This is a genomic window from Ruegeria sp. BHSB064, assembly GCF_059613205.1.
On the sequence record NZ_JBXWSB010000039.1, the window covers coordinates 1 to 24,747 of the forward strand.

At 57.1% G+C, this 24,747-nt stretch carries 30 protein-coding genes and 1 tRNA gene; 18 read left to right on the forward strand and 13 right to left on the reverse strand.

Annotated elements, in window-relative coordinates; translation table 11 throughout:
• The 4 genes from AC2FNU_RS11350 to rpiA all read right to left on the reverse strand — a co-directional run.
• On the reverse strand, nt 1-427 hold a 427-nt coding region (locus AC2FNU_RS11350; RefSeq protein ID WP_496788151.1), incomplete at its 3' end, for an SPFH domain-containing protein.
• Entirely contained in the window at nt 427-1,572 is a 1,146-nt protein-coding gene (gene hflK / locus AC2FNU_RS11355; RefSeq protein WP_171089319.1) for an FtsH protease activity modulator HflK, read from the reverse strand. The genes AC2FNU_RS11350 and hflK, both read right to left, overlap by 1 nt.
• A 72-nt stretch (nt 1,573-1,644) precedes the next feature.
• Nucleotides 1,645-3,003: a glutathione-disulfide reductase gene (gene gor / locus AC2FNU_RS11360; RefSeq protein ID WP_496788152.1), complete on the reverse strand. Its 1,359-nt coding sequence runs from the start codon at nt 3,001-3,003 to the stop codon at nt 1,645-1,647.
• Nucleotides 3,004-3,129: 126 nt separating this feature from the next.
• Nucleotides 3,130-3,918: a ribose-5-phosphate isomerase RpiA gene (gene rpiA / locus AC2FNU_RS11365; RefSeq protein ID WP_496788153.1), complete on the reverse strand. Its 789-nt coding sequence runs from the start codon at nt 3,916-3,918 to the stop codon at nt 3,130-3,132.
• Between the two features lie 167 nt (nt 3,919-4,085).
• Between rpiA and AC2FNU_RS11370 the strand changes: the two genes are divergently transcribed.
• Genes AC2FNU_RS11370 through AC2FNU_RS11385 form a run of 4 tightly spaced genes read left to right on the forward strand, consistent with a single transcriptional unit; the run spans nt 4,086 to nt 7,560 of the window.
• Nucleotides 4,086-4,787: a glutathione S-transferase family protein gene (locus tag AC2FNU_RS11370; protein ID WP_496788154.1), complete on the forward strand. Its 702-nt coding sequence runs from the start codon at nt 4,086-4,088 to the stop codon at nt 4,785-4,787.
• 1 nt (nt 4,788) lies between these two features.
• On the forward strand, nt 4,789-6,162 hold the full coding sequence (locus tag AC2FNU_RS11375) for an L-serine ammonia-lyase (protein WP_496788155.1): 1,374 nt from the start codon (nt 4,789-4,791) through the stop codon (nt 6,160-6,162).
• Between the two features lie 21 nt (nt 6,163-6,183).
• Nucleotides 6,184-6,600, forward strand: a complete 417-nt coding sequence (locus AC2FNU_RS11380; protein ID WP_496788156.1) for a GFA family protein — start codon at nt 6,184-6,186, stop codon at nt 6,598-6,600.
• Between the two features lie 45 nt (nt 6,601-6,645).
• Nucleotides 6,646-7,560, forward strand: a complete 915-nt coding sequence (locus AC2FNU_RS11385; RefSeq protein WP_496788157.1) for a DMT family transporter — start codon at nt 6,646-6,648, stop codon at nt 7,558-7,560.
• On the opposite strand, the gene AC2FNU_RS11390 is transcribed toward AC2FNU_RS11385, so the two are convergent.
• Nucleotides 7,505-8,200, reverse strand: a complete 696-nt coding sequence (locus AC2FNU_RS11390) for a thiamine diphosphokinase (RefSeq protein ID WP_496788158.1) — start codon at nt 8,198-8,200, stop codon at nt 7,505-7,507. The genes AC2FNU_RS11385 and AC2FNU_RS11390 overlap by 56 nt on opposite strands.
• Before the next feature lie 135 nt (nt 8,201-8,335).
• On the opposite strand from AC2FNU_RS11390, the gene AC2FNU_RS11395 reads away from it, so the two are divergent.
• Together AC2FNU_RS11395 and AC2FNU_RS11400 are read left to right on the forward strand one after the other, a co-directional pair.
• The gene (locus AC2FNU_RS11395; protein WP_496788159.1) at nt 8,336-10,048 is read left to right on the forward strand and encodes a hypothetical protein; all 1,713 of its coding nucleotides are present in this window, start codon (nt 8,336-8,338) and stop codon (nt 10,046-10,048) included.
• 66 nt (nt 10,049-10,114) lie between these two features.
• A complete protein-coding gene (locus AC2FNU_RS11400) occupies nt 10,115-10,804 on the forward strand; it encodes a GNAT family N-acetyltransferase (RefSeq protein WP_496788160.1) in 690 nt (229 codons plus the stop codon).
• On the opposite strand, the gene AC2FNU_RS11405 is transcribed toward AC2FNU_RS11400, so the two are convergent.
• The 5 genes from AC2FNU_RS11405 to nthA all read right to left on the reverse strand — a co-directional run bounded on the left by AC2FNU_RS11405 (nt 10,795) and on the right by nthA (nt 14,165).
• Nucleotides 10,795-11,031 carry a DUF2842 domain-containing protein gene (locus AC2FNU_RS11405; RefSeq protein WP_496788161.1) on the reverse strand — a complete coding sequence of 79 codons (237 nt, stop codon included), beginning with the start codon at nt 11,029-11,031 and terminating at the stop codon, nt 10,795-10,797. The genes AC2FNU_RS11400 and AC2FNU_RS11405 overlap by 10 nt on opposite strands.
• Nucleotides 11,031-12,326: an adenylosuccinate synthase gene (locus AC2FNU_RS11410; RefSeq protein WP_496788162.1), complete on the reverse strand. Its 1,296-nt coding sequence runs from the start codon at nt 12,324-12,326 to the stop codon at nt 11,031-11,033. The genes AC2FNU_RS11405 and AC2FNU_RS11410 overlap by 1 nt, the downstream gene beginning before the upstream one ends.
• Nucleotides 12,327-12,550: 224 nt before the next feature.
• Nucleotides 12,551-12,880: a nitrile hydratase accessory protein gene (locus AC2FNU_RS11415; protein ID WP_496788163.1), complete on the reverse strand. Its 330-nt coding sequence runs from the start codon at nt 12,878-12,880 to the stop codon at nt 12,551-12,553.
• Nucleotides 12,877-13,554, reverse strand: coding sequence for a nitrile hydratase subunit beta (gene nthB, locus AC2FNU_RS11420; protein WP_496788164.1), 678 nt, complete (start codon nt 13,552-13,554; stop codon nt 12,877-12,879). The genes AC2FNU_RS11415 and nthB overlap by 4 nt, the downstream gene beginning before the upstream one ends.
• Nucleotides 13,551-14,165: a nitrile hydratase subunit alpha gene (gene nthA / locus AC2FNU_RS11425; RefSeq protein ID WP_496788165.1), complete on the reverse strand. Its 615-nt coding sequence runs from the start codon at nt 14,163-14,165 to the stop codon at nt 13,551-13,553. Before nthA ends, nthB begins: the two co-directional genes overlap by 4 nt.
• 151 nt (nt 14,166-14,316) lie before the next feature.
• Here nthA and secG point away from each other — a divergent pair, with 151 nt between their 5' ends.
• From secG to AC2FNU_RS11480, 11 genes are all read left to right on the forward strand, one after another.
• Nucleotides 14,317-14,682, forward strand: a complete 366-nt coding sequence (secG, locus tag AC2FNU_RS11430) for a preprotein translocase subunit SecG (protein ID WP_496788187.1) — start codon at nt 14,317-14,319, stop codon at nt 14,680-14,682.
• Between the two features lie 160 nt (nt 14,683-14,842).
• Nucleotides 14,843-16,486 (forward strand): CTP synthase, encoded by a 1,644-nt coding sequence (gene pyrG, locus AC2FNU_RS11435; RefSeq protein WP_496788166.1) that lies wholly within the window; start codon nt 14,843-14,845, stop codon nt 16,484-16,486.
• A gap of 123 nt (nt 16,487-16,609) precedes the next feature.
• Complete coding sequence (locus AC2FNU_RS11440; RefSeq protein WP_496788167.1) at nt 16,610-17,092, forward strand: bacterioferritin; 483 nt, start codon at nt 16,610-16,612, stop codon at nt 17,090-17,092.
• 165 nt (nt 17,093-17,257) lie between these two features.
• Nucleotides 17,258-18,034 carry an isocitrate lyase/PEP mutase family protein gene (locus AC2FNU_RS11445; RefSeq protein WP_496788168.1) on the forward strand — a complete coding sequence of 259 codons (777 nt, stop codon included), beginning with the start codon at nt 17,258-17,260 and terminating at the stop codon, nt 18,032-18,034.
• A gap of 181 nt (nt 18,035-18,215) precedes the next feature.
• Complete coding sequence (locus AC2FNU_RS11450) at nt 18,216-18,665, forward strand: tellurite resistance TerB family protein (protein ID WP_171089280.1); 450 nt, start codon at nt 18,216-18,218, stop codon at nt 18,663-18,665.
• A 20-nt stretch (nt 18,666-18,685) separates the two neighbouring features.
• A complete protein-coding gene (locus tag AC2FNU_RS11455; RefSeq protein ID WP_496788169.1) occupies nt 18,686-19,123 on the forward strand; it encodes a tellurite resistance TerB family protein in 438 nt (145 codons plus the stop codon).
• 14 nt (nt 19,124-19,137) lie between these two features.
• Nucleotides 19,138-19,872, forward strand: a complete 735-nt coding sequence (locus tag AC2FNU_RS11460) for a phosphate/phosphite/phosphonate ABC transporter substrate-binding protein (protein WP_496788170.1) — start codon at nt 19,138-19,140, stop codon at nt 19,870-19,872.
• A gap of 125 nt (nt 19,873-19,997) precedes the next feature.
• Nucleotides 19,998-20,774: an ABC transporter ATP-binding protein gene (locus AC2FNU_RS11465; protein ID WP_496788171.1), complete on the forward strand. Its 777-nt coding sequence runs from the start codon at nt 19,998-20,000 to the stop codon at nt 20,772-20,774.
• Nucleotides 20,775-20,807: 33 nt separating this feature from the next.
• Nucleotides 20,808-21,557, forward strand: a complete 750-nt coding sequence (locus AC2FNU_RS11470; RefSeq protein ID WP_496788172.1) for a transporter substrate-binding domain-containing protein — start codon at nt 20,808-20,810, stop codon at nt 21,555-21,557.
• Nucleotides 21,558-21,638: 81 nt separating this feature from the next.
• Nucleotides 21,639-22,526 (forward strand): ABC transporter permease, encoded by an 888-nt coding sequence (locus AC2FNU_RS11475; protein ID WP_496788173.1) that lies wholly within the window; start codon nt 21,639-21,641, stop codon nt 22,524-22,526.
• Nucleotides 22,523-23,329 carry an ABC transporter permease gene (locus tag AC2FNU_RS11480; protein ID WP_496788174.1) on the forward strand — a complete coding sequence of 269 codons (807 nt, stop codon included), beginning with the start codon at nt 22,523-22,525 and terminating at the stop codon, nt 23,327-23,329. Before AC2FNU_RS11475 ends, AC2FNU_RS11480 begins: the two co-directional genes overlap by 4 nt.
• A gap of 90 nt (nt 23,330-23,419) precedes the next feature.
• On the opposite strand, the gene AC2FNU_RS11485 is transcribed toward AC2FNU_RS11480, so the two are convergent.
• Both AC2FNU_RS11485 and AC2FNU_RS11490 read right to left on the reverse strand, forming a co-directional pair.
• A tRNA-His gene (locus AC2FNU_RS11485) sits at nt 23,420-23,496 on the reverse strand.
• A 47-nt stretch (nt 23,497-23,543) separates the two neighbouring features.
• Nucleotides 23,544-24,026: a GNAT family N-acetyltransferase gene (locus AC2FNU_RS11490; protein ID WP_496788175.1), complete on the reverse strand. Its 483-nt coding sequence runs from the start codon at nt 24,024-24,026 to the stop codon at nt 23,544-23,546.
• A 77-nt stretch (nt 24,027-24,103) separates the two neighbouring features.
• On the opposite strand from AC2FNU_RS11490, the gene AC2FNU_RS11495 reads away from it, so the two are divergent.
• Nucleotides 24,104-24,292 (forward strand): DUF6324 family protein, encoded by a 189-nt coding sequence (locus AC2FNU_RS11495; RefSeq protein WP_480798671.1) that lies wholly within the window; start codon nt 24,104-24,106, stop codon nt 24,290-24,292.
• 2 nt (nt 24,293-24,294) lie between these two features.
• On the opposite strand, the gene AC2FNU_RS11500 is transcribed toward AC2FNU_RS11495, so the two are convergent.
• Entirely contained in the window at nt 24,295-24,726 is a 432-nt protein-coding gene (locus tag AC2FNU_RS11500) for an MmcB family DNA repair protein (protein ID WP_496788176.1), read from the reverse strand.
• Nucleotides 24,727-24,747 lie beyond the last annotated feature (21 nt).

Below are 24,747 nucleotides of genomic sequence, written 5' to 3' on the forward strand. Positions count from 1 at the left end.
GTGCGGCACGGTCTGAACTCAGGATGTCACGCGAGGACACCGAACCCAGAACTTCACGTGTTTCCGCGCGCAGGATGCGATCCAGGCGGTCTTCTGCGACCGGAACCCCACCGACACCAACGGCCTGACGGAACTGTTCAAGATCCGAGATCCGGTAACGTGCGAAGGCGTCAACAACCAGACGACGGTCATCCAGAGGTGTTACCTCAAGCGGTTGAACGTCGATGGAAAGGATACGGTCGTCGTAGCGAACCACTTCCTGGATCAGAGGAATCTTGAAAGCCAGACCGGGTTCTTCCTTCACAGCAACGACGCGGCCGAATTGAAGCACCAACGCGCGTTCGCGCTCGTCCACGATGAAGATCGAGGACAGACCAACTACGCCCAGAATGGCAATGACGATAAGGATAATCGGTGACTTACGCATCAGTTGCTCTCCGCAGGTTGGTTGCGACGCAGTTCGTTCAGCGGTAGATAGGGTACGACGCCTTGCCCCTGACCGGTCGAGTTCTCGTCCAGAATGATCTTGTCGACATCACCCAGAACCTGCTCCATCCGCTCCAGGTACAGACGCTTGCGGGTCACATCCGGCGCCTTGCTATATTCTTCCAGAACCGCGCTGAAACGGCTCGCCTCACCCTGTGCACTGTTGATCTGCTGGGCGCGATACGCTTCGGCTTCTTCCAGAACCTGCGCCGCTTCACCACGTGCTTCCGCCAAAACGCGGTTTGCATAGGCGTCGGCCACGTTTTGCAGACGGTCACGTTCCTGCGCGGCGGCCTGAACGTCACGGAAGGCGGCGATCACGTCCTGCGGCGGGTCGGCCTTGTCAAAGTTCACACGGACGATGTTCACGCCGGAATCATAGCTGTCCATTGTTGCCTGAATAAGTTCCTGCAACCGGTCGGCGATTACACCGCGGTCACGGTTCAGGATTGGAGCCAACTCGCTTTGCGCGATGATCTCACGCATCGCCGATTCCGACACGGCGCGGATCGTCTGACGCGGGTCGCGCAGATTGAACAGGAACTTGGCTGGATCGTTGATGTTCCAAACGACCTGATAGTCGATGTCGACCACGTTTTCGTCGCCCGTCAGCATCAGACCATCGTCGCTGCCACGGGCACCGCCCATATCCTCGTTCTGTTCGCGCGTAACCGGAATGACCTCAGCTGTCACCAAGGGCCACGGCGCGAAGTTCAGACCAGGATTTCCAACAGCGGAAAACTCTCCCAGAAACAGCTCAACTGACTGTTCTTCCGGCTTAACCGTATAGAAGCTCGCCGCCGCCCAAAGGCCAACGGCAACCAAGCCACCAATAATAACGGTGCCCTTGGTAAAGATCGGGCCGCCACCGCCTGAACCCTGACCATTGCTGCCTCGGCCACCGCCGCCGCGACCGCCCATCAGGACGCGCAGCTGTTCCTGGCCTTTTTTCATCAGCTCATCGATCTCGGGGATCTGCGGGCCATCGCCTTCGGGTGGCTTGCGCCCATCCCCATTGTTTCCCCGATTTCCTCCACCACCTGAAGAGCCTCCGCCCCCCCAGGGGCCACCGCTGTTGCCCGCCATATGTATATGTTCCCTTGTGTTTGACCGTGTGATCACGGCGTCCTTTGTAACTTGTGTGCGCGCGGTTGCAAATCAAGCCGTGCGCACAGGTTGCCGCATTGTCACCAGTTCTTCGGCCATCACCGGATGCACGGCGACAGTACGGTCAAAATCCTCTTTGGTCGCGCCCATCTTTACGGCGATGCCTGCAAGCTGGATCATCTCACCCGCACCCGGGGCGACGATGTGGCAACCCAGTACTTTTCGTGTGGCCTGGCTGACCAACAGCTTCATCAAAACCCGCTGCGTTCCGCCAGCGAATGACTTTTGCATCGGCTTGAACGAGGTGGCATAGACTTCGATCGGTTCTTGCGCTGCGGCTTCTTCTTCGCTGAGGCCAACTGTACCAAATTCCGGCTGCGTGAAGATTGCGGTTGGGATCAGTTCATGATCCACAGGGGTCGGATTACCTTTGAACACGGTTTCGACAAAAGCCATACCTTCGCGGATCGCAACCGGCGTCAGGTTCACCCTGTCCGTCACATCACCAATAGCATAGATGGAGGGCACGGCGGTCTGGCTGTATTCATTTACGATGATTTCGCCCTTGCGACCGCGTTCAACGCCCAGTTCTTCCAGCTCCAAATTATCCGCGTTTGGCGTACGGCCGGTGGCGTACATGACCACTTCAAAGCGATCTTCGGTACCGTCGGTCGCTTTCACACGGATCTGGTCACCATCTTTGGTCATCTCGAGAACATTGGTCCCCAAACGCACGTCGATACCGTTTTGGCGCATCTCTTCACAGATCAGCCCCCGCGCTTCTTCATCAAAGCCGCGCAGGATTTGCGCGCCGCGATAGAACTGCGTGGTCTTGACGCCAAGCCCGTTCATGATTCCGGCAAATTCGCTGGCGATATAGCCACCGCCGACAATCAGGATGCTGTTGGGCAGCTTGTCCAGGTGGAAAATCTCGTTCGACGTGATCGCCAGCTCTGATCCCGGGAAATTGGGCACGACCGGGCGGCCTCCGGTTGCGATCAGAATGTGCTTGGCGGTTTTGCGGATACCATCGGCCAACTCGACCGTATGCGCGTCCACCAGACGTGCGCGCTGATCAAAGCTTTCAACACCATTGTTTTTCAGGATGTTGCGATAGATCCCTTCCAGCCGATCCAGTTCAGTCACCAGCTTATCGTGGAATGTGTTCCAGTCGAACGCGCCGGGCTGAATGTCCCAACCATAGGCTTGCGCATCGCCAACCATGCCCGAATATTCGCTGGCAAAGACCATCAGCTTCTTGGGCACACAGCCCCGGATCACACAGGTACCGCCATAGCGGTCTTCTTCGGCAAGTGCGACTTTGGCTCCGGTCTCACCCGCTGCCACGCGCGCAGCGCGGACCCCGCCCGAGCCTCCGCCGATGACAAAAAGATCATAGTCAAAGCTCATGCCGGTTTCCTTCGTTCAACTTGCAAAAATTCTCTGGATATCTGGGCGCGAAAACCTTGGTGCCAACCCCCGGGCAAAGAATTTTCGAACATTCACTGACGCTTGTCGGGGTTGAGGGCATCAAACTCAGTCCGAAACATCGGAAAACAGGTTGTCACGTGAGCCCCCAAGCAACTGATCCAGTTGGATGGTTCCTGCATTTATGTCCCGCAACTCGACGCGACCGTCGCCGTGCCCGATCACGACTTTGTCACAGATATCGATGAACAAGCCGTTTTCGACGACGCCCGGCACCTGATTCAGGATCAACGCCATCTGGCGCGGATTGCCGATGCGTTGCAGATGAAGGTCCAGAATATGATTTCCCTCATCCGTTACGAATGGGGCCTCACCGTTCATACGCAGTACGGATGTCGTCCCGAGAACATCCATCGTATCCAGCGCCTCTTCGATCAGGGTGCGTGTGGTTTGCCAGCCGAACGGAACCACTTCGACCGGCAATGGGAATGCGCCCAGCGTTTCAACCTCTTTCCCGGAATCGGCGATGACGATCATCTGGTCGCTGGCAGTCGCCACGATCTTTTCCTGCAAATGCGCACCACCGCCGCCTTTGATCAGGTTCAAATCGCCGTCAAACTCGTCTGCTCCATCGATTGTCAGGTCCAGCCACCCGGCCTGATCCAGCGATATCACCTCAATCCCGACCTCTCGGGCAAGCTGTGCTGTACGGGTTGACGTTGGCACGCCCTTGATCCGCAAGCCGTCCTGCTGAACTTTTTCACCCAGACGTTTCACCAGCCATGCGGCCGTGGAGCCTGTGCCCAAGCCGACGCGCATCCCGTCTTCGACCATTTCGGCCGCACGGCATGCAGCCACGTATTTCGCAGTGTCGATAGGCGAAAGATCTCCGGTCATGGCAGCTGTCCCAAATTGGCTTGCCCGAGTTATAGGGAATGCGCGGCGCGACTGCGACCCCGATTCGCGACACAGCGAGCCCAAAGATGGTCCGGAACTACGCGTTTCCTATCGGAAACGTCGCAATCATGTCTTACAAGTTCATCTTCTCGCTATAAGTTGCCGCCATGTTGACGCCCTACCGCCTGCACTATGCCCCCGACAATGCCTCGCTGGTGATCCGCCTGGCTCTGGAGGAGATGGGCGTGCCCTATGAAACCGTTCTGGTGGATCGCCGCCGGAACGAACAGGACAGTGCCGCATACCGCGCTTTGAACCCCAACGGGTTGATCCCGGTTCTGGAAACACCCCAAGGGCCGATCTTTGAAACCGCGGCGATCCTGCTGTGGCTGTCCGAACGTCACGGGCAGCTTGCACCTGCGGCGGGTGACCCTGCTCGTGCGGACTTTCTGAAATGGCTGTTTTTTGCGTCCAATACGCTGCACGCGGACCTGCGTATCCTCTTTTACGCCGAAAAATACATAGACTCATCACAGGCCGACACATTGCGCGCAGGCATCCGCCCGCGGCTGAGACATCACTTGAAACTGCTGGACTCTGTCGCAAAGAGCGCGCCGGACTGGTTCTGTGCTGACCAACCATCGGTGCTCACCTACTACGTTGCGTGCATGATGCGCTGGATGGCGCTCTACCCTGCTCAGGCGGACCGCAGTTGGTATCAACTGGCCGATACGCCGTACTTGCAGACGCTCCTGATGCAGCTTGAAACACGCCCGGCGACACGTTCGGCAATTGCCGCAGAAGGTCTAGGGGCCACCCCGTTCACATCCCCTGTTCACGCCAACCCTCCAGAAGGCTCAGCTATCTGATATGTTCCTCTCTGTCTTCGATATGTTCAAAGTGGGCATCGGCCCGTCCTCTTCTCATACCATGGGCCCCATGGTCGCTGCCGCGCGCTTTCTGGACATGATGCGCGCGTCGCCGTTCGAGTTTTCGGGCCTCAAAGGGTCGTTGCACGGCTCGCTGGCGTTTACCGGCGTTGGCCACGCGACAGACCGGGCAACCATTCTGGGCCTGGCCGGGTTTGTGCCTGACACGTATGACAACGACAAAGCCGAGGCTGCGCTTGCTGCCATTGCCGATACGCATACCGTATCGCCCGAAGGTCTGCCGACGCTGACGTTCAACCCAAAAACCGATCTGGTCTTTGACTACGACAACAACCTGCCCGGTCATGCCAACGGGATGATCCTGATGGCAACAGACGCGCAGGGCGACGTGATCCTGAGGCAAGTGTTTTATTCCATCGGTGGCGGTTTCGTTCTGACCGAAGAGGAACTGGCCGAAGGCAAAGCCACCGAAGAAGGCGATCCGGTTCCCTATCCGTTCAAATCGGCCGCTGAAATGCTTGAAATGGCGAATTCAAGCGGCAAATCCATTGCTGAAATGAAGCGCGAAAACGAAATCGCAAGGGGATGTGCAGACAGCTTTGCAAAAGGTACCGCCCGGCTTTGGCAGGTGATGAACGACTGTATTGAACGTGGCCTTTCCACAGACGGTATTCTGCCCGGTGGCCTGAGCGTACGTCGCCGCGCCAAAGGGATTTATGACGCTCTGATGGCCGAGCGCGGGATGAACCTGACTGCACCACACACGATCAATGACTGGATGAGCGTTTACGCCATGGCCGTAAACGAAGAAAACGCAGCCGGTGGTCAGGTTGTCACCGCCCCCACCAATGGCGCTGCAGGCGTCTTGCCTGCTGTGCTGCGTTATTACCTCGACCACGTGCCCGGTGCGTCGGAAAGCCATATCGAAGATTTCCTGCTGACCGCTGCCGCCATCGGCGGGCTGGTCAAGTTCAATGCTTCGATTTCGGGCGCTGAAGCGGGCTGTCAGGCTGAAGTTGGAAGCGCGTCAGCCATGGCTGCAGCCGGGCTCTGCGCTGTAATGGGCGGCACACCCGAGCAGGTGGAAAACGCAGCCGAGATCGCTCTGGAGCATCATCTGGGCATGACCTGCGATCCGGTTGCGGGGCTGGTTCAGGTCCCCTGTATCGAGCGTAACGGCTTGGGCGCCATCAAAGCAGTTTCTGCAGCGTCTCTCGCACTGCGAGGTGATGGTCAGCATTTTGTGCCTTTGGATTCAGCAATTGAAACCATGCGGCAAACCGGGCTTGATATGCACGAGAGGTACAAAGAAACTTCGCTGGGCGGGTTGGCAGTAAACATCCCGAACTGTTGAGGTCGGAAAGGAGGCGGCCGATTGCGTGGACATTGCTTGTGCGGCAAAATCAAATACGAGGTCGATTCTCCTGCTCTGTCTTGTGTGACATGCCATTGCGACAGTTGCCGCCGCCAATGCGCGGCCCCGATGACAACCTATTTCGCGGTTCGCGACGGGCAATGGCGCTGGACAGGGGAAGAACCTAAGCGCTTCAACTCCTCACCCGGAGTTGAGCGCAGCTTTTGCCCGCATTGCGGCACACCGATCTCGTTCCGTTCGGCCAAGATGTCTGACGTACTGCATCTGTACGTCGCGACATTAGAGACCCCAGAGGCGTTGCAACCAACACTTCATGTCTCTCATGAGGAAAAGCTGAACTGGCTGCGCCTGGACGACGGTTTACCAACCTGTGTCGGGCCAGATTACACCAAGGTTCAGCCGCTGCCGAAAGCCTGACGTCGGACCTTTCCACTCTTCCGCGAAACGGCTAGCGTCGCAGGCATGACTCAGGATCGTCCCGTCTTTGGCATTGTTTTGATGCTTGGTTTCTGCGTGCTTGCGCCATTGGGCGATTCAATGGCCAAGCTGTTGGGCGAGACGACGCCGTTGGGATTGCTGGTTACAGTCCGCTTTGCAGTACAAGCCTTGATCCTGATTCCGTTGGTTGCCATGACCGGACGACCATGGCGGATGCGCGGGCGTATTCTGCGCCTGACCGTGATCCGCACATTTCTGCATATCATTGGCATCACGGCGATGTTCAGCGCGCTGCAGTTTCTGCCACTGGCAGATGCTATCGCAATCGCTTTTGTCATGCCGTTCATCATGTTGTTGTTGGGTAAATGCGTGCTGGGCGAAGAAGTTGGTGCCCGCCGTCTGATAGCCTGCATCGTCGGATTTATCGGCACACTTCTGGTTATCCAACCCAGCTTTGCTGAGGTCGGTGCTCCTGCACTATTGCCCCTGATCGTTGCGGTTGTCTTTGCCCTGTTCATGCTGGTCACGCGGCAGATCGCGAAAGAGACGGACCCTGTGTCATTGCAGGCCGTGTCGGGCGTTCTTGCCACATTGGTGTTAACGCCGGTTCTGGTGATCGGAACGCACCTTGACATATGGGAGATCTCCGCAACGCTGCCTGCCACCGATATGTACTGGCTCTTGTTAGCGATTGGCGTCTTGGGCACGGTGGCCCATCTGCTGATGACCTGGTCGTTGCGCTATGCGCCTTCGGCCACGTTGGCCCCAATGCAATATCTGGAAATTCCCGTTGCAACCCTGATCGGCTGGGTGATTTTCAGCGACTTGCCGGACGGGCTTGCCGCGATTGGAATTTTGATAACAATCGCTGCGGGCCTCTATGTCATTCTGCGCGAGCGGGCCAGCGCCCGGTCTGCCCCGACAGAAACACCTGCATAAGCCGATCCAGCGCGGAACGCGGGATCATGACCAAAAGCCCCGGCCCATCCATTTGCAACTCAACCTCGGCCAGTGCGCGGTTGGATGTACCAACCTGACCGTTTGGCTCAAACTCCAACCCTTCGATTGGCCATTCCAGCCCGTTGCTGCGTCCTGTAACCGGGCACATTGGAAACAGCGAAACGACATCTCCCGGATCAACGGGCAGGTGAATACGCGGCGGCGCGTGAAAGACCACCTCATGCTCACCCAGCAGAATGCACGCCTGATCCTGCCTTTTGACCAATGTATTCAAAACGGCCAGTTGATGATCCAGCCGCCCGCCCAGAAACCCCGCCCCCAGAACCAGCGGGGTCTGCACACTGCGCAGGGTCTTGTCGAAGTCAGTGCTGTCCTGTTCGCGAACCGGGAAAAGACGCTCGGGCGGTATTTTTGCTTTTGCCACCGCGTCCAGCGAATCGAAGTCACCTATGACTGCATCCGGGATATGGCCTGATTCTGTTAAAACAGCCGCACCACCATCGGCAGCTACAACGGATTTGACGCGCTTCAGCACCAGATTCAGGTCTTCTGCACCGACAAATCCCCCCCCAAACAGTCCAATTGGATCCGCAGAGCGTACAATTGGCTCATTTTTCACAAGATTGGCCATTTTTCCCGGATTTGGACACATTAAGACCACAAAATGATAGGTTCATGCGAAGAGTTCCGAGCCAGTGTGTGCTCCCGATTCCGGGTAAGCTGGCTCTCGTAGTTTGTAAAGGACGTGCGTCTGATGGTACAGAATAACAAGGTATTGACCGTTTCTTATGGAACCTTCTCCTGCACTTTGGAAGGATTTGACGATTCCTTTGAGACGATGAAAGCCATCGCCGAGTATTTTCGCGACCTCGCAGCGGATGACCGCTATTTCGGCTCAGAGCCCCCTCAACCTGATGCCGAAATGCTGACCCGCATTGCCCGGCGCGATGCATCGCAGCGGGTAGAAGCCAGCCAGAGCGAATCCGGACTGCTGCTGCGCGCCACACAGACACCGGAAGCCACGTACCAGGAACCGGTTTCGCACACCGCCGCGACGCCCATGGCGCACACCCCCACTCAGGAACAACAAACCCCTGCCCCGACCGAGTTTGCCGAGGCAGAACCTGTCGGAGATACCCCCGCTCCGGCGGCTGACAGCATCGCGGCCAAACTGCAGCGTATTCGCGCCGTGGTATCGCACTCGGACGTCCCTCCTGCAGCTTATTCCGAAGATGAAGACACATCTTTGCTGGCGGGTTCCAAACCCCAGGTGGACGCAGTCGCCGCCGCTTTTGAAGCCGGTGCGCTGAGCGCGGAAGATTTTGAAGAGCCCGCTGCTCCAGTAGCCGAAGAACCACAGGCACCCGTTGTTGAAGAGTACGAGGAAGAAGAAACAGATGACTTGTCCGTCGATGTAGCGACAGAGGCACAAGAGACTGAAGAAACGGACGAAGTCGAAGCTGTCGAAACAGAAGCCCCAACTATTGAAGCTGACGACCTGCAAGTGTCCATGACCCCCGAGCACGTGCAGGTTGACAGCCTCGAAGACATCCCCGAAATGCCGCAACTGCCCGCCGAACCGCTGTTTGCGGATCTGGAAGAAGATTCAGAAGACGAGGTCGAAGAAGAGGACGTTCCGAACATCCTGAATGTAGAGGACGTGGCGATCGAGACTTCGGAAGAGGTATCCCAAGACTCCCTGGACGATCAGACCCATGGTTTGTTGACGGCTGAAGATGAAGAGAACTTGCTGAGCGAGATTTCCGAGATCGAATCTGAGTTCTCTGAGCGTCCGGGCCAAAAGTTGGCTGATGATGCAGATCCGGATCAGGATGTCTTGCGTTTGATGGCCAAAACCGGCGAGCATATGGATGATCCTTCCAGCAGCGATGCGCGCGAAACCTATTCGCACCTGCGTACAGCGGTCGCTGCGACCGAGGCAGAGTTGGATGACGCAGACACTGCATCCTCAAAAGCTGACGAATATCGTGGCGACTTGGAATCTGTAGTCAGCCCCCGCCGCCCCGAAGTGAAGGTGACTAGCGCGCGCCCGGAAGCAGATGCTCCGGCCCCGTTGAAACTGGTAGCTGAGCAGCGCGTTGACGATCAGAACGAACCAACAGGCCCCGTGATGCCCCGCCGCGTCACCGCTGATGTGGAAGACAGCAGTTCGGAAGAAGGCGGCTTTGCCCAGTTTGCACAGGACCAGGGCGCTCAATCGCTGCCTGACCTTCTGGAAGCGGCAGCAGCTTATCTGTCCTTCATTGAAGGTCAGGAACAGTTCTCGCGCCCGCAACTGATGAACAAAGTCCGCTCTTTGAAGCAGGATGAGTTCAATCGCGAAGAAAGCCTGCGTTCATTTGGTCAATTGCTGCGCGACGGCAAAATCGAGAAGGCTGGTGGTGGCCGTTTTGCGGCTTCCAATCTGATCGGCTTCCGCCCGGATGATGAACGCGCAGTGGGCTGACTGACGCGCCTATAGACAAGCAGGGCCGGGTAAATCCCGGCCCTTTTTTTGCAAACCATAGAGAGCATGTTACGCGGCTATTCAGGCAGCGCGTCAAAACAGTTTATGCTGCGACGCAGAAATGTGATACAGTCTCACGGTAAAACTCACGTCATGATATCCGTTTCAGACTGGGGCAGTGCTATGCAAGACATCATAATTCGCCGACTTCGAAGACATGACCATGCATTAATTTCAAGCCACTTCAATAACTTGGATGAGGACGTATTGCTGTCACGCTTTGGCACACCTGTTCAGCCACAGGGATTGCAAGATTACCTGTCCAATATGTTTGCTGACGCAGCAATTGTTTTCGGAGCTTTCCCGGATTCTTGTCTGCGCGGCGTAGGAGAATTGCGTCTGATACCTGACCACAAATATCATGTCGCCGAAGCAGCTTTTACTGTTGAGAGTGCTTGGCAAGATCAGGGGATTGGAGACGCTTTGCTATCCCGCCTCATTACGATTGCTCAAAACCGGGGGATCAGAGAAGTCCATATGCTATGCCTTGCGACCAATCAGAAAATGAGACGCCTTGCCGCGAAGCACAACGCAGAGCTGACCCTAGTACCAGGTCAGGTCGAGGCGACCCTGACCACCCCATGGCCCACCCCTTTCAGCATGGCCAAAGAAATCACAAGCGAGTACCGCGCGTTTGCACGCGCGGTTCTCAGCTGGCCAAGCCAGACACAGGTTTCTCAAGAGTTTCAGGACTGATCGGGGTCTTCTTTCCCGACGCCGCGAAAAACGAACTTGAACGGCAAAGCCCAAAGAACGCCAAGTACGACATAGACCAGAAGCTCAACCCAGATCGGAGGACGATCCAGCCAGTTCACAACTGTCACCACCGCAACAATGTAAAGCGGCAGGCCAATAACAAGGATCACCAGCGACCACCGCCGACGCGCCTTGTAGCTCAGTCCCGGTTTCTTTTCCTCGCCCATCAGTCAGCAAACGGGTCTGTCACCAAAATGGTGTCGTCCCGCTCCGGGCTGGTGGACAGAAGTGCTACTGGGCATTCGATCAGTTCTTCCACACGACGCACGTATTTAATCGCGTTGGCCGGCAGATCGGCCCAGCTGCGCGCGCCTTCGGTCGATTCGCTCCAACCCGGCATTTCTTCGTAGATAGGGGTGCAACGTGCCTGCTGATCGGCCGCGGTGGGCAGATAGTCCAGCCTTTCACCGTCCAGCTCATATCCGGTGCAGATTTTCAGCGTTTCAAACCCGTCCAGAACATCCAGCTTTGTCAGAGAGATACCGTTCACGCCACTGGTCGCGCAGGTCTGACGCACGAGGCACGCATCGAACCAACCGCAGCGACGCTTACGGCCTGTTGTTGTGCCGAACTCATGCCCGCGCTCCCCCAAACGCTGCCCATCTGCGTCTTCCAGCTCAGTCGGGAATGGGCCTTCACCCACACGAGTGGTGTAAGCTTTGACGATGCCCAGTACAAAATCGATCGACCCCGGCCCAATACCAACACCCGTTGCAGCCTGACCTGCGATCACGTTCGAGGACGTCACAAAGGGATAGGTACCAAAATCGATGTCCAACAGCGCGCCTTGCGCACCTTCGAACAGGATGCGTTTACCCGCTTTACGCTTTTCGTTCAGCACTTTCCACACAGGCGCGGCAAACGGCAGAATCTCTTGCGCGATCTCTTTCAGCTGAGCAATCAACGCGTCGCGATCAACCGGTTCGATCCCCAAACCTTTGCGCAGCGGGTCATGGTGCTGCAACGCGCGATCCACCCGGGCTTCCAACGTGGCTTCGTCCGCCAGATCAGCAACGCGCACAGAACGGCGTCCGACCTTGTCTTCGTAAGCGGGTCCAATCCCACGGCCCGTGGTCCCGATCTTGGTTCCCTTGCTGGCGGCTTCTTCCCGCGCCCGGTCCAACTCGCCGTGGATCGGCAGGATCAAAGGCGTGTTCTCAGCGATCATCAGGGTTTCAGGTGTAATTTCCACGCCCTGCGACCGGATGGTCGCGATTTCATTGATCAGATGCCATGGGTCCAGGACCACACCGTTGCCGATGACGCTCAGCTTTCCACCACGCACAACGCCCGAGGGCAGCGCGTGCAGTTTGTAAACTTCTCCGTCGATCACCAGCGTATGACCGGCGTTATGCCCGCCCTGAAAACGCGCGATCACGTCCGCCCGTTCACTGAGCCAGTCGACAATCTTGCCTTTTCCTTCGTCGCCCCATTGGGCGCCGACAACAACCACGTTGGCCATATCCGGTCCTTTTCGTGCTGAGTAATCAAACTCGGCCCATATAGCCGGGCACAAACGGCAGGGAAACCGATAATTCGCCGCAGATTGAAATCGCGCAAATGCGCGATGCCTCCGGCGGAGGTATTTGGGGCCAGATGAAGACGGATCCCCTGCTTCATCTGGCTGGAAATACCTCGGGGGAGTCGCCCGGAACGGGCGGCGGGGGCAGAGCCCCCTGTCAGTGGTCAACGCAGATGCACCGGGTGCCCGTGGGGGGTCGTCAGATACGCCTCTTCCCATGCCCGATGCAGGTCTTTCACATCCTGCGGCAGAGCAGCCCCCTGCTCGGCGAGCATAGCCTCGAGTGTTTCCAACCAAGCGTGAAAATAATCGTCGCCACCATCCAGCTCGCGTGCAAGGCCATGACGCTTGAGTGTATTCGAGAATCGATTTGCCCAGTCGGACCAATCGAACCGACCAGCTTCGTTCAATGCAACGGTGACGGCAAAGACCTGGGCGTGCCAAGGTTCAGCAAAGACGGGTTCCGGGGCCGTATGAATGACGCATTTACTCATGCCGGCACCAGATAGCTTTGCCACAAATCCAGCACCACTTCGTCTTTGGGGTGCTCTGGATTGATCCAAAGTTCAGACGCCGGGAAGGCCACCGCGTACAGCGGCTCTGGCGCTTCGCCCAAACCATGGGCATTTGCATCGGGTAAAACGTGCGTCCCATGTAGACGCAGGATTCGACCCTTGGCGCCTGATGCGTAAGTCGGCAAACGCGTATGGCCCCCATCCACAAGCCGGTTTGCAGCAGGTCGACTCGTGATGACTTTTTGCCCAACAGAGAACCGCGCCGCAACGTTCGACGGTCTGTCAGCAGGCCCACCTTTGGCCAATGCGTCAGAGACAGCTTCCGCTTTCAGCATTCTCTCGGTCAGCGGATGTGGCCCATCCCCACCGCCACCATTTAGGTCTTCCAAAGTGAGAACACCTTTTTCAACAAGCAGGTCGGCCAGGCCAGAGATCCATTTTTCGTAGTATGAGAACCGCGCATAGTCTTTTGGAGACAGACGTTCGCGTGCATGTCGCGATACGTCTATGTTCCATTGCCCCAGAAACCCTGCGGCAAGTGTAACCGCAAGCGCGCGCGCGTGCCACTCTTCGGCAAAGATAGGTGCATCCTCTGCTTCGGGATTTATCGGACCATCCCCGAAGCGGCCTCCCATGTCATGAACGCGGGTCATGAGGGTGCCTTGGGAATGCCGGTGCCGATCATGCTGTCGCGCGTCACCAGCGAGGCGAGCTCATCTTCGCTCATCCCATCTGTGCCTTTGGGACGCATGGGCAGAACGAGGTAGCGAATCTCGGCGGTCGAATCCCAGACCCGCACCGATGTACCCTCGGGCAGAGTGACGCCGAATTCGGCCAACACTTTACGCGGTTCGCGCACCGCGCGCGCACGGTAGGCGTCAGACTTATACCAGCCGGGCGGGATGCCCAGCAACGGCCACGGGTAGCAACTGCACAAGGTGCAGACGACCATGTTGTGCTGGTCCGGCGTGTTCTCGACAACAACCATGTGCTCGCCTTGCCGACCGTAATAGCCAAGATCCGCCACGACGGGCGTGGCATCTTCCAGTAAAGCCGCCTTAAACGCAGGATCGCTCCATGCTTTGGCAACAACCCGTGCACCGTTCTGCGGGCCGATCTTGTTTTGATAGGTGTCGATAATCTCATCCAGTGCCGCCGGATCGATCAGCCCTTTGCGGGTCAGAATCGTTTCCAGCGCCTTGACGCGCAAAGCGGGTTCCGGTGGCAACAATGCGTGCGGGTGGTCGTGGTCGTCATGTGGCATAGGGTGCAGCCTGCGCTACGCATTAGTGTTCTGTCCAGTGCCGTTGCCGTGATATGATGTATCACGCGTGGTGATGTGAACTCCTGACTTGCCCCCGCGGACAAACTTGCATAAGTACCACGCGATACACGCCACGCTGTACAGGACCACCATGGAAAACGTCGTTCTCATCATCCACCTTCTATTGGCCTTGGGCCTGATTGCCGTTGTTCTGATGCAGCGGTCCGAAGGCGGTGGCCTTGGTATGGGCGGCGGCGGTGGCGGCGCCATGACGGGTCGCGCAGCGGCAACCGCCTTGGGTAAGCTGACCTGGATCCTTGCGGCCTGCTTCATCGTGACCTCAATCACGCTGACCATTCTGGCGGCTCAGAAGTCCTCGGGCAGCTCGGTGATCGATCGTCTGGGCGTTCCGGCTCCGGCTTCGACCGAAGAAAGCACCCCGGGGGTTCCGTCGGCAGAAGATCTGCTTCCGCCGACGCAGGGCGACAATGCGCCGCTGATCCCGCAAGCGGACTGATCCACAAAACCTAGAAACCTGAAAGAAGACTGCAACAGCATCTTGCGGTTCTCTTGCGCTTTTGGCGCGAATCCTTTATACGTGAAGTCCCGTGATGCAGCGGTTTTTCGGAACCGTCGGGCAGCTGATTTTGACGTCTCACGGGAGCAGCCGAAAAACTATGGCGCGTTTTATTTTCATCACTGGTGGTGTGGTTTCGTCCTTGGGCAAAGGACTGGCTTCGGCGGCTTTGGGCGCGCTGTTGCAGGCCCGGGGATACTCGGTGCGCCTGCGCAAGCTGGACCCTTATCTGAACGTCGATCCCGGCACGATGTCGCCCTTTGAACACGGCGAAGTTTTTGTCACCGACGATGGGGCGGAAACCGATCTGGACCTTGGCCACTACGAGCGTTTCACCGGCGTGGCCGCACGCAAGACCGACTCGGTCAGTTCGGGGCGGATTTACTCCAACGTGCTCGAAAAAGAGCGCCGTGGCGATTACCTCGGCAAAACCATTCAGGTGATCCCGCATGTCACCAACGAGATCAAGGATTTCATCGCCATCGGTGAGGATGAGGTTGATTTCATGCTCTGTGAGATTGGTGGAACCGTCGGCGACATCGAAGGGCTGCCCTTCTTTGAAGCCATCCGTCAGTTCAGCCAGGACAAGCCGCGAGGCCAGTGTATCTTTATGCACCTCACACTACTGCCCTATATCAAAGCGTCGGGCGAGTTGAAAACCAAGCCGACACAGCACTCGGTGAAAGAGCTGCGCTCGATCGGTCTGGCCCCGGACATTCTGGTCTGCCGGTCCGAAGGTCCGATCCCGACCAAGGAACGCGAGAAACTGGCGCTGTTCTGTAACGTCCGCCCCGACAGCGTGATTGCGGCGCAGGACCTGAGCACCATCTATGACGCCCCGCTGGCCTATCACCGCGAAGGTCTGGATCAAGCGGTGCTGGACGCGTTCCAGATCAGCCCTGCCCCGAAACCGGATTTGGCCAAGTGGGAGGATGTCAGCGACCGGATCCACAATGCCGAAGGCGAGGTCAAAGTTGCCATCGTCGGCAAATACACTCAGCTTGAGGATGCCTATAAGTCGATTGCCGAGGCGCTGACCCATGGTGGCATGGCCAATCGGGTCAAGGTGAAAATCGAGTGGGTCGACGCCGAGGTGTTCGACACAGAAGACGCAGCCCCGCATCTGGAAGGCTTCCACGCGATCCTGGTACCCGGTGGATTTGGTGAACGCGGCACCGAAGGCAAAATCAAGGCTGCTCAATATGCGCGCGAACACAAGGTTCCTTATCTGGGCATCTGTTTGGGCATGCAGATGGCGGTGATCGAAGCGGCGCGGAATGCTGCTGGCATCACCGAGGCGGGTTCAGAGGAATTCGACCACGAGGCTGGTAAAAAACGTTTCGAGCCCGTGGTTTATCACCTGAAAGAGTGGGTACAGGGCAACCACAAGGTTGAACGCAAAGTCGGTGACGACAAGGGCGGCACCATGCGGTTGGGCGCTTATAACGCGGTACTGGCCGAAGGATCCAAAGTTGCCGACGTTTATTGCAGCACCCAGATCGAGGAACGCCACCGTCACCGCTATGAGGTCGACATCAAGTATCGCGAGCAGCTTGAGAAAGCGGGCCTGAACTTTTCCGGCATGTCGCCGGACGGTCGTTTGCCCGAAATCGTTGAATGGTCAGATCATCCGTGGTTCATCGGCGTTCAGTACCACCCGGAACTGAAATCCAAGCCGTTTGACCCGCACCCGCTGTTTCGCGATTTTGTACGCGCTGCAAAAGACACCTCGCGTCTGGTGTAATCCCCCGCTGTGTCGGTCTGTCACCCCCACGTTGTTTTATGGGGGCTGACCTCTTAACTGTATGAGGATGCGAAGTTTCTGCTTCGCGCCTTGGATACAATTGAGAGATTCAGGAGATTTCCGATGAGCAACGCAACAACAATCACCAACCTCCAACAAGCACTGCATATGGAGCTGACAGCGGCGCATCAGTATCAGCTGCACGCCCATGTGCTGGAAGATTGGGGCCTTGATATTCTGGCCGAAAAGATGCGGGGCGAAATGCAGGAAGAGTTGGGCCACTCTGACGCGTTTATCGAACGCATCCTGTTTTTGGGTGGCGTGCCCGAGCTTTCGTTTCAGAAAAGCCCGGCGGCGGCAGGTTCTTTGGAAGAGATGTTCTCTGCCGATCTGAAAGACGAAACCGAAGCCGTCGATTTCTATACCAAAGCTGCGCTGCAGGCAGCTGAAGTCGGCGATGTTGGTTCACGTACGCTGTTCGAACGCATTCTGTTGGAGGAGGAAGGCCACAAGGACTGGCTGGACACTCAACTGAACTTGCTGAACCGTCTGGGCGAAGCCAATTTCAGTGCGAAATTCGTATCTGGGGCAGCGGACGAGGCATAGCGCGCTCAGATTCCACTTGCCGTAAATCTCCCGTATCGCTCAATCCGATAGGAACTGAGCGATGCAGGGCCCGTCACCTCAAAGTGACGTATCAAAGCAAAAAACCCCTACTCGGTCGGTCATCGTAAGGTTAACTGTTGGTCACGCTACAACAGGAGAGTTCCGATGGCCGACCAGATCCAGAACGCGAATACCTTCACCAGCCTTCACAAAAAGGGCGATCCGGTCATCCTTTTCAACATCTGGGACGCAGGCAGCGCTGCCGCGGTTCGGGATGCCGGCGCACAGGCGATTGCAACTGGCAGTGCCCCGGTTGCAATGGCACAAGGCTTTGCAGACGGGCAAAACATCCCGCTTGAGACGGCCTTGGACAACGCCCGCCGTATTGTGGCAGCGGTCGATCTGCCAGTGACACTGGATTTCGAAGGCGCTTATGCCGAAGACGCGCAGGGTATTGCAGAAAACGTGAAACGCGCTTTGGCGTGCGGCGTGGTCGGGTTCAACTTTGAAGATCAGGTCATTGGTGGCGAGGGACTGTACGAAATGTCGGTTCAGGCCAAGCGCGTCGAAGCCATGCGCAGGGCTTGCGACGGCGCGGGCATCCCAGCTTACGTCAATGCGCGCACCGATATCTTTCTTAAAGCTCCTGCAGAGACCCATAGCGAGGCCATGCTGGACGATGCCATCGCACGGGCCGCGTCCTATGAATCAGCCGGCGCCAGCGGCTTTTTCGCGCCCGGCCTGAAAGACGAATCTTTAATTAGCCGCCTGTGCGAAGAAACTAGCTTGCCCGTCAACATTATCGCCCTGCCCGGCACGCCCGCTACGTCCAAATTGGCTGAACTGGGCGTGGCTCGTGTCAGTTACGGGCCCGTGCCCTATCGCCAGATGATCAAATGGCTGACCGAACAGGCGCAGGTAGCTTTAAACTACCAGGGCTAAGTGCCGTTGGTGAGAGGGCATTGTCTTCAGTGAGAAATTCTTTCACCTTATGGTTGAGCGCGTCAAACGATGAGTGCAAGTTCATAACGACCTGCTGTCAATCGGCAATCTTGTGATCATTCGAGGCTATGGCAGGTAGTCTTCGCTTGGCGGACCACAAAATATGGAATAACCTGACCTTATGTTGAAAAAGTTCTTTCAGGCTCTCAGACCGCCTCAACATAAACACCTGCCCGATCCTGATGCCGAGCTGGCGCTGGGTGCGCTCATGGTGCGTGTGGCGCAGGCGGACCGGGATTACAAACTGGAAGAGATCAGTTTGATCGACAAAATTTTGGCCCGGCTTTACCAGCATAACGCGATTGAAGCCGCTAAAGTGCGCGCGACGTGTGAAAAGCTTCACGCGGCTGCGCCCGAAACGGATACCTTTGGCAAGCTGATCCGCGAAACGACGGACTTGAAAGAGCGTCTGGCCGCCCTGGATGCACTTTGGGAAGTTGTTCTGGCCGACGGCAGCACGGACGAAGGCGAGATGAAAATCGTCGAGGAAGCCCGCGTCGCTATGGGCTTGAGCTTTAATGACAGTAAGGCCGCACGGGAACGCGTTCAAAGCCGCTTGGATGTGAGTTAGGCGCTCGCTATATCTAAACCATGTTCAGTGAATTTCTTTCCAGGCTCACGCAGCCTCAGCCCGACCCGCTTGTCGAAGATGACGCCCGCCTTGCCCTGACGGCTCTGCTGGTGCGTCTGGCCCGTTCCGACAATGATTATTCCGATACCGAGATGGCGCGGATCGACCGCATTTCGGCGGAACGCTATGGCTTGTCCCCGTTCGAAAGCGCTGCACTGCGCGCACAGGCCGAGGACTTGGAGGCCGAGGCCCCCGACACGGTCCGCTTTACCCGTGCGATAAAAGAAGCCGTCGCCTATGAGGACCGGCTGGCCGTGGTACAGGCCCTGTGGTCCGTAGCGCTTGCTGACGGTCATCGCACTGGCGAAGAAGACTCTCTGCTGCGTCTTGTGGTCAGCCTGTTGGGTGTCAGCGACGTGGATTCGGCACTGGCGCGTCAAAGGGCTGCAAAGTCGTGATTGCAATGCTTGGCATGTATGACATGCCTGCGCTTCAAGCTGCCAATGACAGGTTCTGGAACCTGATACGCAATCATCTGGGTTATGGCCCGGATCACCTGACCCGAGATCAGGACATGTGGGAGGTCTGGCAGGACCCGAACCTGATATTGGCTCAGACCTGCGGGATGCCGTACCGAACCCGACTGCATGGTCATGTGCAATTGGTTGGAACACCAGATTACGGTCTGCCCGATTGCCCGGCTGGCCATTACTGCTCGGTTTTTGTCAAACGCCGGGATGATGCCCGCGATCTGCCAGATCTGGCAAACGGTACCTTTGCCTATAACGAGGCCCTGTCTCAGTCCGGTTGGGCGGCTCCAATTACGCATTTGGCGAATGCGAATCTTCGTCCTGCGGCTTTAGTGGAAACAGGTGGGCATGCACTTTCAGCGCAAGCCGTGGCTGTGGGTGAAGCCGATTTTGCTGCGCTGGATGCGCTGACATGGCACCTGCTGCAAGATCACACGGATATGGGTGATCGCGTGCAAGAGCTGGAAAGAACGCACCCAACCCCGACATTGCCCTACATAACCTCTGTAGGGCAGAACGCAGCCCACATTGCAGATGCTATCCGCGCGGCAATCGCCGATCTGACGGAAGCGGACCGACAGCATCTGTACATCAACGGGCTGGTCGATATTCCGGCGACCGAATACCTGTCTGTTCCGAACCCTCCGGACCCAATCGCCTTACTTTCGAACACCTGACCAATTTGTCGAACGCAATTGTGCATTTTGGGCGTTTGAGGTCTTGATTCTGTCATTTGCGCATTGCATTGACCTTTTTTTTCGGTCCTAGTACCGCACCAACACCACCAAACACTGGACTGCCCGTGACAGAAACCGCTCCCGTCATCGAAATCAAAAACCTTCACAAAAGCTTCGGCAATCTCGAGGTTTTGAAAGGGGTGGATATTACGGCTCATCGGGGCGACGTGGTCTCGCTGATCGGCTCTTCAGGTTCCGGAAAATCGACGCTGCTGCGCTGCTGCAACCTTTTGGAAGACAGTCAGCAAGGCGAAATTCTTTTCAAGGGTGAACCGGTCAAATGGTCCGGTGAAGGCCATGCACGCCGTCCGGCGGACCCCAAGCAGGTCATGCGCATTCGCACCAATCTGTCGATGGTGTTTCAGCAGTTCAATCTGTGGGCACATATGACCATCCTGCAAAACGTGATGGAGGCCCCCGTGACCGTTTTGGGCCGTGACAGGGCCGAAGTGGAAGACAGCGCACGAAAGTACCTGGACAAGGTGGGCATCGGTGACAAATGCGATGTCTACCCGGCCCAATTGTCCGGTGGTCAGCAACAACGTGCCGCCATTGCGCGAGGCCTGTGTATGGAACCCGAAGCGCTGCTGTTTGACGAACCAACCTCGGCACTGGACCCGGAATTGGAACAAGAAGTCATCAAAGTGATTAAGGATCTGGCCGCCGAAGGGCGCACCATGATCATTGTGACCCACGACATGAAAATGGCCGCCGACATCTCAAGCCACGTGGTGTTTCTGCACCAGGGCCTGATCGAGGAAGAAGGCACGCCCGAAGATATCTTTACGTCACCCGAATCCGAACGGCTTCGGGGCTTTCTCTCCGCCACTCAGGCGGCTTAACTTCAAATACAGAACCAAACTGGGGAGTAACCAATGAAAAACCTGATTCTGTCCACCGCAGCACTGGCGCTGACTGCCGGTATCGCCATGGCCGACACCGTCCGCATGGGCACCGAGGGCGCCTACCCTCCGTATAACTTCATCAACGATGCTGGCGAGATCGACGGTTTCGAGCGTGAGGTCGGCGACGAGCTGTGCAAGCGCGCAAACCTGGAGTGTGAGTGGGTCAAGAACGACTGGGATTCGATCATTCCGAACCTGGTGTCGGGCAACTACGACACCATCATCGCGGGCATGTCGATCACCGACGAACGCGATGAAGTCATCGATTTCACCCAGAACTACTTCCCGCCTGCGGCTTCGGCCTATGTCGGTGCGGCGGAAGGCGTTGATGTTGCCAGCGGTATCGTTGCCGCGCAAACCGCAACCATTCAGGCCGGTCACGTAGCCGAATCCGGCGCGACTTTGGTCGAATTCGCAACCCCGGAAGAAACCATCGCAGCCGTGCGTAACGGTGAAGCCGACGCTGTCTTTGCCGACAAGGACTTCCTGGTGCCGATCGTCGAAGAATCGGGCGGTGAGCTGGTGTTCGTAGGCGATGATGTGCCTCTGGGTGGCGGCATCGGCCTGGGCATCCGTGAATCGGATGGCGAACTGCGTGGCAAGTTTGACGAAGCAATCACGTCAATGAAAGCAGACGGTTCGCTGAACGAACTGATCGTCAAATGGTTCGGCGAAGGCGTTCCGACCTACAACGCTGACGGTTCAGTCGTTACAAACTAATCAGCATCAAGCGGTTCGGCGCGTCTGTCGCGCCGAACCTCGCCCGTCAACACAACGGGCACGCCGTTTGAAAGACGCTACATGTTTTCCTTTTGCGCTGATCCAGACACGCTCGGAACATTCCGTTGGTTTTCCTGTTACCTGACCAACGGTGTCCACTGGTCCTTCTACCTGTCTTTCCTCAAAGTGTTGGGATTGCTGGCCGTGACCGCGCCTGTTGCGTTGGCGTTTGGCTTTATGGGTGCAATGGCAGCCCGGTCGCATTTTCCACCTCTAAGCTGGCTGGGCAAAGGGTACATCGCCATTGTGCGTGGCGTCCCTGACATCGCGTTCTTCCTGTTCTTTGTCATTGCCCTGGATCAGGCGTTCGAATGGACGCGGCATAAAATCCTATGCCCCGAATGGACCGACCCGATACGGCAGGGCAATGACTTCATTGTTTGCCAAGCGGCAAAGCTGCCATTGGGGACTGCTCCGGAATGGGTTCATGAAACTTATGGGTTCTTTCTGGCCATCATCACTTTCTCAATCGTTTTCGGAGCCTTTGCCGCAAACGTTCTGTTTGGCGGCATGCGGGCCGTACCGCACGCGCAACTTGAAACGGCCGAAGCGTATGGCATGACCCGCCGTCAGACCTTCTGGCGCATCCTTGTGCCGCAGATGTGGGTCTATGCCCTGCCCGGCCTGTCGAACCTGTGGATGGTGCTGATCAAAGCGACACCGCTTCTGTTCCTGCTGGGGATCGAGGATATCGTCTATTGGGCGCGCGAGCTTGGCGGCACCAAAACCTCCAGATTCACCCAGTATCCGCATGGGGACTGGCGGATGTGGTACTTCCTGTTCCTGCTCGTCTTCTATCTGGGCATGACCCGTGTTTCCGAGATTGGATTGGAAAAACTGATGCGCAGACTATCGCATGGGCAGGCGACCTCGGGCGGTGAGCTGCTACGCAAGGAGACCACGGCATGAGCTGCTTGCAGACCATTCAGGACTATGGCCTCCGTTCTCTTGGCATTGGCGAACGCCTGCTGCCCAAGAACGATTTCACCCTGTGCGAGCAGTTTACGCTGATCGGGTCAGGTATGATCTGGAACGTTTATTTCGGGATCATGGCGCTGGCGACCGGGTTCTTTCTGGCCACCGCTCTGGCTGTCGGCAAAGCATCGACGAACAAGTGGCTGCGCAAGCCTTCGGAATGGTTCATCTTCCTGTTCCGCGGCTCGCCCTTGTTTATCCAGTTCTTCTTTGCCTACTTCTTCTTCCTGTCGCTGAAGAAATCCTACCCGATGTTTGACGCCTTCACCTCGGCCTGGCTGGGGGCGCTGATCGTGCTCTTCCTGAACACCGCTGCCTATTCGGGCGAGATTTTCTATGGGGCGCTCAGATCCATTCCCAAAGGCGACATCGAAGCTGCTGATGCTTATGGCATGACCGGTTGGGCCCGTTTCCGCCGGATAGTCTGGCCCACTATGCTGCGCCTGGCATGGCCAGCTTATACGAACGAGGCGATCTTTCTGTTCCACGCCACAACGCTGGTTTTCTTCTCGGCCTTCCCGGCCTGGCAACAACGCGGAGACGCGCTGTACTATGCCAGCTACTTTGCCGACAAGACCTTCAACCCGTTCATTCCCTATCCGATTCTGGCGTTCTACTTTATCGTTCTGACACTGGTGATCGTCTGGGGTTTTGGCATGATCAACAAGCGCTTGAACCGACATCTTCCAGTCGCCAGACAGACCAAAATGCGTTTCAAACTGAACCTCGCGCGCTGATCTTCAGCGCGCGCATCGCGTCAACTTTCCAAGCCATTCCAATGGCGCGACGCGTGCAGTTGCGCGACAAACGAGCAATTTTGAGAGAAGTGGTACCGCCTCCCTGGCTTGAACAGGGGACCTCTGGATCCACAATCCAGCGCTCTAACCAACTGAGCTAAGGCGGCACTCGTGAGGGGCGATTTACCGAACGCGCCCGGGGAATGCAAGAGGATTAAAGCCGAAATTTCCAGCTTTGTTCGACAAGATCGACCCCAAAGGAATGCACCGGTTTGCTGTCTGTCAGTTCCCACCCAAACGCCTTATAAAGCGCACATGCCGCCCTGTGGCTTTCGTGGGTCCACAGAACCATTTCCTGATACCCGGCGTCCCTTGCAAAGCCTGTACAGGCTTCCAGCAGCCGTTTGCCCACGCCACGACCGCGCGCATCGGGGACAAGCAGAAATAAGCGCAGTTTTGCGGTGTGCTGATCCAGACCTACACAAAAAATACTGCCCAGCCGTTGTCCGCCCCGCTCTGCAATCCACCCCTTTTCGCGGGTGGCATCGTGGGATGCGATGAACTCGTCAAGGATACGGGCCACCAAAGGCGCGAAACTGTCGTCAAACCCTTCATCACGCGCATAGAGCCTGCCGTGCTGTTCGACCAGCCATGCAGCGTCATCGGGCTGAAAGGTTCTGAGTACAACGTCATCCATGTCTTATCTGACTGCAAAGGTGACTTGATTCTCAACCCTGCGCGCGCTAGCAGGAACGCTCAGTCTCGGAGGCACAGATGGGCATCAATACCGAACGCGACATTCAGGCAAATCTGCAAATCGGCCCAACCGATCAGGGTATGGTGCGCCTGTTCATCGAAGCAGACGGTGTGGAAATACCGATGGATTTCGAGCCGGAGGAAGCCGAAGAAATCGCGGATGAGATCCGCGCAGCTGCACAGGCCGCTCTGGCCGTAAAAGGCTGACACTACAATCGTGGATCGCGCAGCGCGTGTAGACGGCGTGCCGCGTCTGTTGCAAACTTCTGAATCATTTTCTTGCGTCGTGCCGGGGCCAATTTGTCTTCGGGCGACATGCGCACAATTTCCGCGTCATACGCGTCGGCGATGATCAAACCGGTTTCTGCGGGCAGCAGTTCAACCGGAAAATCAGTATCGACGGCCCAGAAAAACCGATCACACCACTCCAAATAGCCCTGCCACTTTGAATCCGATTGGTAATCGGCCCGGCTGGATTTGCATTCGATCACCCAAAGCTCACCCTTGGGGCCCAGCCCCATCACATCGACGCGCAAGCCGCGTGCCGGGACAAATTCCTCAACAGATACAAAACCATGCGCTGCAAGGTGTCGCGCGACGCCCCGCGCCAGTTTCTGTCCAGGCTGCAAATCCAAAACCATTCCTCAAATGTGAACAATTAG